Source organism: Paenibacillus sp. J22P277 (assembly GCF_059383675.1).
The window spans coordinates 603,369-616,050 of the sequence record NZ_JBXENS010000007.1 but is presented as its reverse complement, the minus strand read 5'-3'; the positions used below and the strand labels follow the sequence as shown (position 1 = coordinate 616,050).

Annotated in this window: 13 protein-coding genes; 7 read left to right on the top strand and 6 right to left on the bottom strand. The window is 60.0% G+C overall.

Features of this window, described 5'->3' with window-relative positions; translation table 11 throughout:
* The first annotated feature begins 194 nt into the window (after window positions 1–194).
* A complete protein-coding gene (locus AC50YL_RS26635; RefSeq protein ID WP_494835966.1) occupies window positions 195–698 on the top strand; it encodes a DinB family protein in 504 nt (167 codons plus the stop codon).
* A gap of 91 nt (window positions 699–789) precedes the next feature.
* Here AC50YL_RS26635 and AC50YL_RS26630 read toward each other — a convergent pair whose 3' ends face one another.
* From AC50YL_RS26630 to AC50YL_RS26615, 4 genes are read right to left on the bottom strand one after another with little or no spacing between them, the layout of a single operon-like run.
* A complete protein-coding gene (locus AC50YL_RS26630) occupies window positions 790–1,251 on the bottom strand; it encodes an antibiotic biosynthesis monooxygenase (RefSeq protein WP_494835964.1) in 462 nt (153 codons plus the stop codon).
* A gap of 29 nt (window positions 1,252–1,280) precedes the next feature.
* A complete protein-coding gene (locus tag AC50YL_RS26625) occupies window positions 1,281–2,096 on the bottom strand; it encodes an ABC transporter ATP-binding protein (RefSeq protein ID WP_494835963.1) in 816 nt (271 codons plus the stop codon).
* Window positions 2,093–3,124 (bottom strand): FecCD family ABC transporter permease, encoded by a 1,032-nt coding sequence (locus AC50YL_RS26620; protein ID WP_494835962.1) that lies wholly within the window; start codon window positions 3,122–3,124, stop codon window positions 2,093–2,095. The genes AC50YL_RS26625 and AC50YL_RS26620 overlap by 4 nt, the downstream gene beginning before the upstream one ends.
* A 4-nt stretch (window positions 3,125–3,128) precedes the next feature.
* The gene (locus AC50YL_RS26615; RefSeq protein WP_494835960.1) at window positions 3,129–4,397 is read right to left on the bottom strand and encodes an ABC transporter substrate-binding protein; all 1,269 of its coding nucleotides are present in this window, start codon (window positions 4,395–4,397) and stop codon (window positions 3,129–3,131) included.
* 273 nt (window positions 4,398–4,670) lie between these two features.
* Between AC50YL_RS26615 and AC50YL_RS26610 the strand changes: the two genes are divergently transcribed.
* The 3 genes from AC50YL_RS26610 (at window position 4,671) to AC50YL_RS26600 (ending at window position 7,544) form a co-directional block, all read left to right on the top strand.
* Complete coding sequence (locus AC50YL_RS26610; protein WP_494835959.1) at window positions 4,671–5,594, top strand: ornithine carbamoyltransferase; 924 nt, start codon at window positions 4,671–4,673, stop codon at window positions 5,592–5,594.
* Between the two features lie 463 nt (window positions 5,595–6,057).
* The gene (trpS, locus tag AC50YL_RS26605; protein WP_494835958.1) at window positions 6,058–7,044 is read left to right on the top strand and encodes a tryptophan--tRNA ligase; all 987 of its coding nucleotides are present in this window, start codon (window positions 6,058–6,060) and stop codon (window positions 7,042–7,044) included.
* A 185-nt stretch (window positions 7,045–7,229) separates the two neighbouring features.
* On the top strand, window positions 7,230–7,544 hold the full coding sequence (locus AC50YL_RS26600) for a putative quinol monooxygenase (protein WP_494835956.1): 315 nt from the start codon (window positions 7,230–7,232) through the stop codon (window positions 7,542–7,544).
* A 127-nt stretch (window positions 7,545–7,671) separates the two neighbouring features.
* On the opposite strand, the gene AC50YL_RS26595 is transcribed toward AC50YL_RS26600, so the two are convergent.
* Together AC50YL_RS26595 and AC50YL_RS26590 are read right to left on the bottom strand one after the other, a co-directional pair.
* The gene (locus AC50YL_RS26595; RefSeq protein WP_494835955.1) at window positions 7,672–8,664 is read right to left on the bottom strand and encodes a phosphotransferase enzyme family protein; all 993 of its coding nucleotides are present in this window, start codon (window positions 8,662–8,664) and stop codon (window positions 7,672–7,674) included.
* Between the two features lie 464 nt (window positions 8,665–9,128).
* Window positions 9,129–9,659 carry an SgcJ/EcaC family oxidoreductase gene (locus AC50YL_RS26590; RefSeq protein WP_494835954.1) on the bottom strand — a complete coding sequence of 177 codons (531 nt, stop codon included), beginning with the start codon at window positions 9,657–9,659 and terminating at the stop codon, window positions 9,129–9,131.
* Window positions 9,660–9,729: 70 nt separating this feature from the next.
* Between AC50YL_RS26590 and murG the strand changes: the two genes are divergently transcribed.
* The 3 genes from murG (at window position 9,730) to AC50YL_RS26575 (ending at window position 12,674) form a co-directional block, all read left to right on the top strand.
* Window positions 9,730–10,839 (top strand): undecaprenyldiphospho-muramoylpentapeptide beta-N-acetylglucosaminyltransferase, encoded by a 1,110-nt coding sequence (gene murG / locus AC50YL_RS26585; protein WP_494835953.1) that lies wholly within the window; start codon window positions 9,730–9,732, stop codon window positions 10,837–10,839.
* A gap of 413 nt (window positions 10,840–11,252) precedes the next feature.
* Window positions 11,253–11,534, top strand: a complete 282-nt coding sequence (locus AC50YL_RS26580) for a chorismate mutase (protein ID WP_494835952.1) — start codon at window positions 11,253–11,255, stop codon at window positions 11,532–11,534.
* A gap of 234 nt (window positions 11,535–11,768) precedes the next feature.
* Window positions 11,769–12,674, top strand: coding sequence for an AraC family transcriptional regulator (locus AC50YL_RS26575; protein ID WP_494835951.1), 906 nt, complete (start codon window positions 11,769–11,771; stop codon window positions 12,672–12,674).
* Window positions 12,675–12,682 lie beyond the last annotated feature (8 nt).

Below are 12,682 nucleotides of genomic sequence, written 5' to 3'. Positions count from 1 at the left end.
CGCGCACGGGCCGCGTACGGGGACAAGAGCCGTTTACGCTTGACTTGTACAATGTTTATGAGGGGACTTGGCCGAATATGCAGACAAGTTGCGGCTTGGACGATTTTGCTTCGCAATCGGACGTTCCGCGCTCGGGCATGGCCTGTTATGCTAAGAGGAGCCGTCATACGACCAAAAAGGAGCGTGCCTTCCCGATGTACGACTTCATTGAAACGTTCAGATCCGATTTAGAGACTTATTCGCCGGACAGGCTGAAGCGCGTCGCCAAACCGGGCGGCTGGTCGCTCGGGCAGCTGATGGACCATATCGTTGCCGTGGCGGACGAGTATTTGGGCCACGTCGCGACTTGCGCCAGGACGACGGAGCCGCAGACTTCCGGCAAAACGGAAGCCGGGGAAGACGTGTTTCGGCGCCGCGCGTTTCCTCCCATTCGCATCAAGCTGCCGGATACGCCGGAATTTTGGCCGAGCAACGATCGGAGCAAGGAATTGCTGCTGGCCGAGCTGGATCGTATCGGACGCGAGATGGCGGCTTGGGAGCCGCGGCTTGGCGCGATCGATCCGGAGATGAAAGTGCGGCATGGCGGCTTCGGGTGGCTGAACGCCCGCGAATGGTTCGACATGATCGGTTTCCATTCCCGCCATCACTTCAGGCAGAAGGCCGAACTGGAAGCATGGACCGAAGAGATGGACGCCTAGAAAAAAAGCCTCCTTGCTCACGCGTACGGCGTGGTCAAGGAGGCTTTTTTCTACTTCATGGCCGCGGCCGTTCCGCGCGAAGTCCGGCTTGTTAGATACCGGCTTCTACGGAATCCGAAGACGCGGGCAGATGCGTCACGACGACCTGGTAGGTCGTGACTTTGCTGCTGATGATCGGTCCCTTTCCCGCGCCGGGACCTGGAGAAGGGCTTCCATGGCCGCCGCCGTGAGCGGGCTCCGCTGCAGCCGCATGCGAGCTTGCACCGTGCGCCGGGTTCTGCGCCGTCTGTTCTCCCTTGGCTTCCGCTCCGTCACCCCTGCGGGCGTGGGCATGGCGGAAGGAATCGCTGTTCGTCCATGCTTGGAATGCTTCTTCGTTCTCCCAAGCCGTGCACACACGCACTTCCTCCGTTTCTTCCGTCAACGGGGCATGCAGCACGTCCATGCGCACGAATCCCGGGAACGTGTGCACGCTCTTCGGCGAGCGGAATCGTTCCAAGATGGCGTCCGCGGCGCCGGCCCTGATTTCAAATCGGTTCTCTACAATAATCATCGTCGATAGCCTCCTTAAGTACTGCTCTGCTACGCGCTCTCTGCCGCGCTCACGCGTTTGGCGATGCCGCACGGCAAATAAACCGGTACGCCGTCATCGTAATACACTTTCGCCTCAATGCCAAATACCTCGCGAAAGAACTCGGCGCGAAACAGCTCGGATGGAGCGCCTTCCCGCACGATCGCGCCCTGCTTCATCGCCACGATGCGATCGCAATAGCGAGCTGCCTGATTCAAGTCGTGCAGCACCATCACGACCGTGATGCCTTGATCTTGGTTCAGCCCGCGGATGAGCTCCATCAATTCCAGCTGATGCGCGATATCGAGGTACGTCGTCGGCTCGTCGAGCAGCAACAGCTTAGGCGTCTGCGCCATGCACATGGCAAGCCACGCGCGCTGCCGTTCGCCGCCGGAGAGCTCCTGCAAGTGACGATGCTGAAGCAGATCCATGCTCGTGACCCGCAGCGCCCAATCGACCACGTCCTCGTGCTTGCCCCGGCATTCCTCGTACCATTTCAGATGGGGATTGCGCCCTCTGCGCACGAGCTCGCGCACCGTGATATCCGTAACCGGCTCCTGCGTCTGCGTCAACATGGTCATCTGACGGGCGATCGTCTTACTGTCCAAGCCGGCCATGTCCCGGCCGTCCATCTCGACGGTTCCGCCATGCGGCGCCGACAATCTGGACAACATCCGGAGAACGGTCGATTTGCCCGATCCGTTAGGCCCGACGATGCCCAGCCATTCGCCGGCGGCCACCTCGAGGTTGAAGCCGTTCACGACGGAGTTTTCCCGTCCGTAGCCGTACTTGAGATCCGAAGCCGTCAATGCCGGAATCGCCGTCATCGCTTGATCCCCCTTCGCAGCAAGTAGAGAAAGAAAGGCGCGCCGAGCAGCGCCAGCAGAATGCCGACGGGGAATTCGATCGGGTCGAACCAGCTGCGCGCAGCCGTGTCCGCCGCAATGACGAGCGCCCCGCCGCCGATCGCGGAGATCGGCAGGAAAATCCGGTAATCGTTGCCGACGAGCAGCCGTACGATGTGCGGTACGACCAAGCCGACGAAGCCGACCATCCCGACGATACTGATCGCGGCGCCCGCAAGGAACGTCGACAGCAGAATAATCAGCAGCCTCCCGGCTTCGACCCTCCCACCGAGCAGCTTCGCGGCATCGTCGCCCAGCACGAGCAGATTTGCCGTTTTGATCAGAAACGCGGAGGCGAGCATACCTACGACCGTATACGGAAGCAGCGTGTCGAAATGCGGCCAGCTTCTGCCGTTCAAGCTTCCGGACATCCATGGCAGCACGGACTGCACCTTCTCGCTGTTCAGAATCATGAGCGCGGTCATCCCCGCGCCGAGCAGCGAGTTGACGGCGACGCCGGCCAGTATGAGCCGAAGCGGCGAAGCGCCGCCCTTCCAAGCGAGCGCATAGACCGCCGCCGCCGCCGCTAACGCGCCGAGAAACGCGGAGATCGGCAGGTAGGCGATATGCTCCGGAAACAAAATCATGATGACGACCGCCGCAAGGCCGCCGCCGGACGAAACGCCGATAATGCCGGGATCGGCAAGCGGGTTGCGAAACACGCCCTGCAGGAACGCGCCGGCGACCGCAAGGCAGACGCCCGCCAAGAGGCCGGTCAAGACGCGAGGCAGCCGCAAATTCCAGACGATCTGCCTCGCTTCCGAATCGGAAGCGTGCAGCAGCGACGTCCATACATCCCGCGCCGGAATCGAGATCGCGCCGGACATCAAGCCCGCGAGCATCGCGGCCAGCAGCAAGGCGAGCATGCCGACCAGCACCGCGACCCTGCGGGCATTGCGAGAGAGCGCAGCTTGCAGCGCTCTCTCTTTGCCAGTAACGAGTGTCGTCATCGATTTACTTGACCTGCATCAGCAGGCTGTTGATCGTCTGGATCGCCTGCGGTGCCCGGATGCCGGGGTTCGCGGCGAACAGATCGGAAGGCAACACCTCGAAACGGTCGTTCTTCACGGCTGACAAACTCTTCCAAGCCGGGTTGGTCTCGAACTGTTTCTTGAAGCTTTCTTTCACTTCCGCGGCATCGCCATGGGTGATGAACAGGATCAGGTCCGGGTTGGCCGCTACGATGCGCTCCAAGCTAAGATCCGCGTATTGAGGCATGGAGTCGATGCCTTTGAAGCCCGAAGCGACGTTCTTGCCGCCGGCCAGCTCCAGGAAATTGCCCGGATAGCTCGCAGGCAGCGCTACGACGAAGCTGCCCGGAGCGCCGTAAACGATCAGCGTCTTCGGCTGCGCGCTCGGCTTCTTGAGCGACGCGACGTCGGCGTTCATCTTGGCGATCAGCTGCTCGGCCTTCGTCTCTTGGCCGAGAATGCGGCCGTACAAGCGAACGGAGGCCTGAATTTCCGTGAACGTATTATGCGAGTTGAACATGACCTGAGGACCGAGCTTCTCGATCGTCGCTTGCTGGGTTTTGAGCGCCGGGCTCGCGATGACGAGGTCCGCTTTCAACGTCGCCAGCTTCTCGAATTCGATGCCGTGGGTGCTTCCGACTTCAGGCACGGATGCGGCGGCCGGCGGGTAGACCGCGCCGAGCGCGGTCGAACGGCCGACGACCTTGCTGCCGAGCGCGTAGATGATTTCCGTGTCGGACGAGGAAAGCGTCACGATCCGTTTCGGTTTCTTCTTGAGCGTGAACGGCCCCGTGCTCGTATTCACCGTCAGCGTGCTGCTGATGGCCACCGTCGCGGAGGGCTTGCTGTAAGTCACCCATTTGCCGAAGGCTTCGGAAACGAGCCGCAGCGGCACGTAGGTTTTGCCGTTCACGATGACCGGAGCGGCCTCGAGCGTTTGAGCCGCTCCGTCTATGTAGGCCGTGCGCGAGCCGACCGTCAGCTTGACGGATACGCCGCCTTGCGCCGCGGATACCGCTTTGTTCGCGGCATCCCAGCTTGCTTTGCCCCCGAGCGCGGCGACGATGCCGCCGTAAGGAACGAGCGTGCGCCCGTTGACGATCGACGGAGCGGCGTCCAGCGATACGCTTTTGCCGTCCAGCGTTACTTTGATCGGCGCGCTTGCCGCGCTTGCCGTATAACCCAAGCTGGCAGCCGGCGCCGCTAGCACCGCGGCCGCCAACAGCCCTTTAGATAAACCTTTCCATAACACAATACCAGCCCCCTGAACGATAATGAGAATCAATATCAATTAGTACATGCACAATATTAATCGATAATGATTCTCATTGTCAATGATAAAATGGTAAAAAGATCCGCGGCCTTTTTCGCCCTGGTTGGCTCAAGGAAATCCGTGCGCCCGCGAACGTGCCTAACCTGCATAAAACATTCATGAAAATGCATAATTATAAATTGACTTCTGCATATCCGGTGTATAATATGAATATTAATATCACTATTACGAATAATTATTCATATCTGCGAGGTGCTTGAATTGAACCATTTTCTATCGCTGCAAGAACTGAACCGAGACGAACTGACGACGATCATCCAGACCGGCATCGCCATCAAACAACATCCCGAGCGCTATGCGAACGCCTGCGACCGCAAAGGCGTCTTGATGCTCTTCCAGAAGACGTCGACCCGGACGAATCTCTCGTTCCAATCCGGCATCAACCAGATGGGCGGCTATGCCGTGCCGATGGATTGGAATTCCAGCAACTTCAGCATTTCGCCGATTCGCTACGAGGCCCGTTACGTGTCGCGCAACATCGATTTCATCGTCGCCCGCCTGAAGAAGCATTCCGAGCTGCAGGAGCTGGCCGCTTACGCGACCGTACCGGTCATTAACGGCTGCTGCGAACGCTACCATCCTTGCCAGGCGCTGGCGGATCTCATGACGATCTACGAGGTGTCCGGCACCTTCTCGAACATCACGGTCACCTATGTCGGCATTCTGAACAACGTGGCGAACTCCTTGATCGCAGGCTGCCTGACGCTCGGCATTCGCCTGCTGCTCGTCGCCCCGATCGTGAACGAAGCATCATGGGACGGCGAGCTGATGGACCGCGCCATCGGAAGCGGCCTCGTCGAGCGCATGGATTCGCTGCCCGAGGCGGCCGCCCAATCGGACTACGTCTATACGGACACGTGGATCGACATGGAGCATTTCCATAGCGCGGACTATCAAGCGGTCAAAGACTTCCGCATGAAAACGATGCTCCCGTATCAACTGAACAGACGCGCGCTGAACGGCAGCACGCCTTACATCATGCACGACATGCCCATTCACCCCGGCTTCGAGATCGAGGAAGAATTGATCGAATCCGCAAGCTCGGTCATCTACCAGCAGGCGGAGAACCGGATGCACGCGCAGAAGGCGCTGCTGCTTCACTTAATGGCGCAATAACGGGCTGGCGCGGGTACGGAAGATGACGATATCGCAAAGGTCGACGGCGGCGCCCGCGGAATAATCGAATGCGTACGTACCGCTCTTGACGCGGGTTCGGTTTGCCGCTATAGTATTCGTAACCATTACCAAAAAACGATATTCCCAAGGCTATGAATGGAAAGAGTAATTGCGAACTTCGATGGTCCAAGCGAGCCGGCGATTGGTGAAAGGTCCGGTACGATCGAACGCAATGAATGGCTCCGTTCGCTTCGATCCGAACGCCGATCCGAGGACCGGCCAGTAGGCGTTGACGGCAAGTCCCTCCGTTATCCAGGGGACGCATGTTAGTCGTTTTGACATGTGCGAGTCGCGACTTAACCGTCGAATTCGGGTGGTACCGCGGAGTCCAACACTTCGTCCCTTTTGGGGATGGAGTGTTTTTTGTTTGGTCTGCAACCAACCATTCGAGGAGGTTAGGCGTATGAAAAGAGTCATATCGGGCATCAAGCCGAGCGGGGAACTCAACATCGGCGGCTACGGCGGCGCGCTGCATCAATACGCGAGGATGCAGGACGACTGCGAATGTTATTTCTTCGTGCCGGACCTGCACGCGGTCACCGTGCCGCAGGATCCGCGCCAGTTATACCAGCGGTCAAAGGAAATCGCCGCTTTCTACGTCGCCGCCGGCGTCGATCCCGCGAAAGCGACGATCTTCGTCCAATCGCATGTCGCCGCGCATGCCGAGCTGAACTGGCTGCTGGAGACGCAGGCGCATTTCGGCGAGCTCGGCCGCATGACGCAGTTCAAGGACAAATCGCACGGGAAGGACGCCGTCAGCTCGGCGCTGTTTACCTATCCGGTGCTGATGGCGGCCGACATCCTGCTCTATCGGGCGACGCACGTGCCGGTCGGCGACGATCAGAAGCAGCATCTGGAGCTGACGCGGGATCTCGCCGAACGGTTCAACAACCGGTTCTCTCCCGTATTCGCTCTCCCCGAGCCGATCATCCCGGAGATCGGCTCCCGCATCATGGGTCTCGACGATCCGTCCAAGAAGATGAGCAAGAGCAATCCGAACCCGAACAGCTGCGTGCTGCTGCAGGACGATCCGGACGTCATCCGCAGGAAGTTCGCCAAAGCCGTCACGGACTCCGAGGGCGTCGTTCGGTACGACTGGGAGCGTAAGCCGGAGATCAGCAACCTGATCGAAATCTACGCTGTCTTCTCCGGAGAAGGCGTCGCGGCGATCGAACGGCGCTTCGAAGGCGTCGGCTACGGCCAATTCAAGCGGGAGCTTGCCGAAGCCGTCATCGCCAAACTGGTGCCGATCCATCGGCGGTTCCTCGAGCTTGTCGACTCGGATGAGCTTGTCGGGATATTGAAGGACGGCGCGGAGAAGGCGGCGGCAACCGCGAACGAAACGCTCTTGAAAGCCAAACGGGCGATGGGGCTGTACACGATCGGCTGAAACCCCTTCGCGCAGCTTAGCCGGATTGCTCAACCTCCGGCATTCGCGCCGCTCGCCCGGAGCTATCCGCGCGACACGTACTGCGCACGTCCATCCTTGGTTGTAATCCCATCTCTTCGCTGACTATAATTGTCAGTCGAACTTTGGTAGGATGAAAGAAATTCACGAAGACAGGATGTGTGCATATGAGCAATTTCGGCCTTTCCGGCAAAATGATCGCGCAGCCCGGCAAACGGGACGAACTGGCGGCAATTCTGATGGAGGCGGCGTCCGGAATGGATGCCGTCGCGGATTGCCAGGTCTATATCGTCAGCGTGCTGCCCGAGGAACCGGACGCGATCTGGATTACCGAGGTTTGGGACAATGCCGAGGCGCACCAAGCCTCGCTCGCGCTGGAAGCGACGCAGGCAATGATCCGGCGCGCCAAGCCGCTTATCGCCGGCTTCGAACAGCAGATAAAGCATGTTCCTCTCGGCGGCAAAGGGATGACCGCGCGATAATCGCGATTTGCGTCTCTTCTGTTCGATGGCCAGCCCAAAAAACGAAGAACCGCCCTGCTTCCGAATTCGGAGGCAGGGCGGTTTGAATTGAAGCGCCGCTAATCTTGAAGTGCCGCTAACGGTTTACCTACCACGGCCGGTTAAACATCGATCTGTGTTCGTCGCAGAATACGCGGAATTTGGCCAACAGCTTGACCATCCATTCCGGGGCGGACGATTCGTCCATTCCCTCCATGCTGCGCAGGATTCGCGCAAAGGAGTAAAGTCCGTTGAAGCGCCCGAACTTCGCAAACGACGCTTCCGCTTCCGCACCGACCGGCCGGACCGACTCGTAGCCGGCGAGGAAGGCGTGCAAGATCCGCTTCGACTCGGGCGCCGTGAAATCCTCGAGGTCGCCCAGCGCCGCGGATATATCCGCCGCGTACCAATGCATCATCGCATCGTCGAAGTCGATGGCGCTGAACCCGGCCTCCCCGCCCCGGTCGAAGACGTTGTCCGGCTGGAAGTCAAAATGAATCAATCCGGCGAGCCGCCCGTCCTGCGGCAGCGTCTCCAGCCAAGCCCGCACCCGGTCGCATTCGAGAAGCGCCGCTTCCTCCTCCGGATACCGATCCAACACATCGCGTATCCAGTCCAGCACATCCCGCCAGCTCCACCGGACCGGCGAGTCCGCTGCCGGCACGTAACGCGCCGAAAGCTCGTGCAGCCTGGCAAGCGACCGGCCCCAGCTTGCGCATTGCTCGTCCGTCATCCGGTCCAGCGGCACATGAACGCCTTCCGCTTGCTCGAACGCGACGGCGTAATAGATGCCCTGCGTTTCGTCCTCGATCGTTTCGATCCATTGCCCGTCCGCGGACATCACCGGCGCCGCGACGGGATACCCGTTCGCCGCCAAATACCGAACGTAGTCGAGCTCGGCTTCGATCTGAGGCCCCGAATGGTCGCTCGCATGAATAAACCGCAAGAACCGTCTCCGGCCTTCGCATGCGAATGCATATACAAAATTGCTGCTCGCCCGCCAGTAGCGGAGCGAGCCTTCGTCGTGCTCCCATCTCGTCATAAGCTTCCGCGCAGGGCGATCGTCTTGCAGCCCCCGCAGCATATTGGTCAACTTCATCATGCGTTGCTCAGCCTCCCGCGGTTTGCCCGGCGAGAGGTCCGTTCCTGTTATCGGATCGTCCGACCTCTCACCGGCATTTGGATTTGCGTGTACATAGACAAACATCATCACTCCTTCGCTTGGAATTGGTCGTAACGGATTTGGGATCTTGTCGCTCGGACGCGTTTCGCGCCCGAACAAAGTATACCAGCATCTGGAATCTGCCGCCAGCCAAATAAGCGCAGCCGCGAACGAATCGAACGTTCGTCGGGACTGCGCTTCTCATTTGCGGCTGTCGGTTCTGGCCGAGCCGGCTCCATGGCGGATGGACATGCGAGCGTCGATGCGTCGTCCCGAATCGCCGCTGGCGATAAGGGAATGCATACCGCAGTCCGGCAACCTTCGGCGAAGACTACTCGCGGCCTGCAGCCCGGCACCCCCATAGAAGCTACTCGCGGCCCTCAGCCCGGAATCTCCAGCCGAGCCTACTCGCGGCCCGCAGCCGGAAGCAGCCTGCGCAGCGCTTCGGTGATTTCCTCGCTCCGCCCAGGCTCCATGTGAAACCGCGCCGGCGTATTCTGGAACAAGACGATGGACCAAGCCCCGTCCCGCTTCACCGCCGTCAGCGCGTGCTGCGCGTTCAGCTTCGGATCGATGTCGTCCGCCCCGTCCGGAACGAGGCCGGAATAGGCGCGCAGGATTGCCGCGCCCGGCGCGACCAGCTTAACGGACTTGACGATTGCATAATAAGCGGGCGTCTTGTGATGCGCGAATATCGGCGCGAGATGCGCGGCCACGCCATGCCGGCCGTAAGCCTCGCTCCCGTCGAACCCGATCAGCTCGCAATCCTCCGCGAACGGGGCCGCCATTCCTTCCGCGCTGCGCTCGTTCCAGCCAGCCAGCATCGTTTGGTACAAGCCGACGACCTCGATTTCATCCGGCTGCAGCAAATCGTCATGCGCGCCGCTCATTTCCGCATAATGTTGTAAGATGTAAGCCAATTTCGAGGATGACATTCGCATTCACTCCCGTACGTTTGATTTTGTGTTACGCTGTCAGTACTGATTCTAGCAAGGAGAGCCGATTATGCCAAATGATGCCTTACCTCGTCCGCGGGGCGAGAAACCGCGCCGGATCCTGTTTACCGGCGGCGGATCGGCGGGTCACGTCACCGTCAATCTGGCGCTGATCCCCATGCTGCAGTCCCAAGGCTGGAATGCCGTCTACATGGGCTCCGACGCCGGCATCGAGAAACAGCTCATCGCCAGGTTGGACGATGTCGATTATTACCCCATCTCGACGGGCAAGCTTCGCCGCTACCTCGATCCGCAGAACGTGAAGGATCCGTTCCGCGTCGCGAAGGGCGTCTTCCAAGCGTTCCGGTTGATTCGGAAGCTGCGTCCGGACGTCGTGTTCTCCAAGGGCGGATTCGTCTCCGTGCCCGTCGTGCTCGGCGCTTGGCTGAACCGCGTGCCCGTCATCATCCACGAATCGGATCTGACGCCCGGGCTGGCGAACCGCATCGCGAATCCGTTCGCGCGAAAGGTCTGCGTGACGTTCGGCGAAACCGTCGAGCATATCAAGGGGGACAAAGCGGTCCACGTCGGGCCGATCGTCCGCCGCGAATTGCTTCGCGGCAGCGCGCTGAAGGGACTGCAGTGGAGCAAGCTGCTTCCGGGCAAGCCCGTGGTGCTCGTCATGGGCGGCAGCTTGGGGTCGCGGCGCATCAACGAAGCGGTGCGGCGCAACCTGCCGGAGCTGACCAAGACGTACCAGCTCATCCACCTCTGCGGCAAAGGCGAGCTGGACAAGAGATACGACGGCGTTCGCGGCTACCGGCAATACGAGTACGTGCACGAGGAGCTGCCCGATCTCATTGCCTGCTCGGAGCTCGTGATCTCGCGCGCGGGCTCCAACTCGATCTTCGAATTTCTGACCCTGCGCAAGCCGATGCTGCTCATACCGCTGTCGAAAGGAGCCAGCCGCGGAGATCAGATCCTGAATGCGGAATCGTTCCGGAAAGCCGGCTACTGCGAGGTGCTGCAGGAAGAGGAATTGACGGATGAAGCTTTCCTCGGCGCGCTCGCCCGCCTGTACGCGGAGCGGGAAACCATTCGAAGCCGCATGCGGCAAAATGAATTCAAAGATCCCGCGGGGAGCATCGCCGCGCTGATTCAAGAAGCCAGCCGTAAATAAGCTGCCGCTTATGAATAACGCCGTCCTCGCCGCATGCAAGCGGCGAGGACGGCGTTTTTTGCATGCGCGGATTGCCGGTCGGACGGCCGGATCATCCAACGTATTCGAATCGGGACGCTACAGCCCTTCCTGCGGTCTCGTGTTGGTTCTTGATAAAGAACGTCACAGACCGGAAGAGAAAGTACGCGTCGCATGAATCGCGCCAGGAACCTTCGCGAGACCGAACGCTTTCGCGCGCCGACGCATCGCGATGAAAAGTCCGGCGGCCCGTCCGCGCGCTTGCTTCCATTTGTCCCGTTGGCTGGAAATAGAACCCGTTTACACCATCGAACATAATGTGGTAATGTGATAGCAAGAGGCACTTTATTGCGTAGAAGCGTCTAAGTGCGAAATTCATGCGGGGAGTGTTTCACATGGCAGACTTGGCCGAACTGAGAGCGAACATCGACGAGATCGACCGGCAAATGATCACGCTGCTGGCCGAGCGGTTCAAATACACCGAAGAGGTCGGTATCTACAAAGACCAGCATGGGCTGAGCGCCCAGGATCCGTCCCGCGAAGCGCAGCAGTTCCAGAAGCTCGCGCTGTATGCCGAGCAAAGCGGACTGAACCCCAGGTATGCGGAACAAATCTACCGGCATATCATGGACCTCGTCATCTCCAGGCATCTGGAGCTGAAGGCGGTTCAGAAGTAATTGCATTCCATATTTTGTATTCATGCTCGCACGACGTAATCTTCAATCCATCATCTCGCTGTGTCCGAACAGGGCAAAAAGGGCCGTTTTCGAAGCTTGTTGGCTGCGGAAACGGTCCTTCTGCGTCTAACCGAACGTGCGGAATTGTTGAAACCGCTGTCATGTAGTATCCTATTCGCGAGTCCGATAATTCGGGAACACGCTCCGTTCCCCCGCAAGGAGCATGAGCCAAGCATGAAAATGACCATCACCTACGAGCATGACGTGCCGATCAACGCCTTTCAATGGACGCCCAAAACGTACCGGCAGCCGCTCCATGCCCATGCCAGCCTGGAGATGGGCCTTTGCTTGTCGGGCACGGGGACGTTCTATTTCGGCCGCAAGCAGTATCAGGTGCGGCAGGGAGACCTGTTCCTGGTCAACAACGAGGAGCTCCATATCGCCCAGTCGGATCCGGGCGATCCGAGCCGTTACCTCTTCCTGAATTTCGACAGCTCGCTCCTGATGGCGGAGGATCCCGCCCTGCTGCTGCCGTTCTCCTACCGTTCGGCGAATTTCGATAACCTGATACCCGCGGATTCGCCGCTCGCGGCGGCCGCCGCCGCGTGGATGCTGACGGTCGAACGGGAGCTGCTAGGCGGCGAACCCGGATATAAAGCGATGGCCAAGAGCGCCCTTATCCAGCTGTGCGGCCTGCTGCTGCGGCATTACCACGGCGGGCTCAGCGCCTCGCGACAGCTCTCGATGACGCAGTCGGCGAACCAGACCAAGGCGCTGGCGCAGCTGGTGGAGCAGCGCTATCGCGACCCGATCAGCCTGCGGGATGTCGCGGATGAGCTCGGAATCAGCGTGTCCCGCGCAAGCCGCGTGTTCCACGAGACGACGGGACGGCGCTTCGCCGATTACGTCGCGATGCTGCGGGTGCAGGAAGCGATGCGGCTGCTCGCAGGAAGCGACAGGCAGGTGGCGCATATCGGCTTCGAATGCGGCTTTCAGAGCCTGGCGACGTTTTACCGCGTGTTCAAGGAATCGACGGGCATCTCGCCGGTGCATTACCGCCAGACGCTCGGGCTGGAAGCGCCTGATTCCGGCCGCGGCCCCGATCCCGCAAATAGTGAGAGCTTCGCGGCGCGTTCCTGAGAAGATCG

Coding starts and splice junctions, on each gene's coding strand:
- AC50YL_RS26635 (WP_494835966.1), top strand. CDS start 195: ATGTACGACTTCATTGAAACGTTCAGATCCGATTTAGAGACTTATTCG.
- AC50YL_RS26630 (WP_494835964.1), bottom strand. CDS start 1,251: ATGATTATTGTAGAGAACCGATTTGAAATCAGGGCCGGCGCCGCGGAC.
- AC50YL_RS26625 (WP_494835963.1), bottom strand. CDS start 2,096: ATGACGGCGATTCCGGCATTGACGGCTTCGGATCTCAAGTACGGCTAC.
- AC50YL_RS26620 (WP_494835962.1), bottom strand. CDS start 3,124: ATGACGACACTCGTTACTGGCAAAGAGAGAGCGCTGCAAGCTGCGCTC.
- trpS (WP_494835958.1), top strand. CDS start 6,058: ATGAAAAGAGTCATATCGGGCATCAAGCCGAGCGGGGAACTCAACATC.
- AC50YL_RS26600 (WP_494835956.1), top strand. CDS start 7,230: ATGAGCAATTTCGGCCTTTCCGGCAAAATGATCGCGCAGCCCGGCAAA.
- AC50YL_RS26595 (WP_494835955.1), bottom strand. CDS start 8,664: ATGATGAAGTTGACCAATATGCTGCGGGGGCTGCAAGACGATCGCCCT.
- AC50YL_RS26590 (WP_494835954.1), bottom strand. CDS start 9,659: ATGTCATCCTCGAAATTGGCTTACATCTTACAACATTATGCGGAAATG.
- murG (WP_494835953.1), top strand. CDS start 9,730: ATGCCAAATGATGCCTTACCTCGTCCGCGGGGCGAGAAACCGCGCCGG.
- AC50YL_RS26580 (WP_494835952.1), top strand. CDS start 11,253: ATGGCAGACTTGGCCGAACTGAGAGCGAACATCGACGAGATCGACCGG.
- AC50YL_RS26575 (WP_494835951.1), top strand. CDS start 11,769: ATGAAAATGACCATCACCTACGAGCATGACGTGCCGATCAACGCCTTT.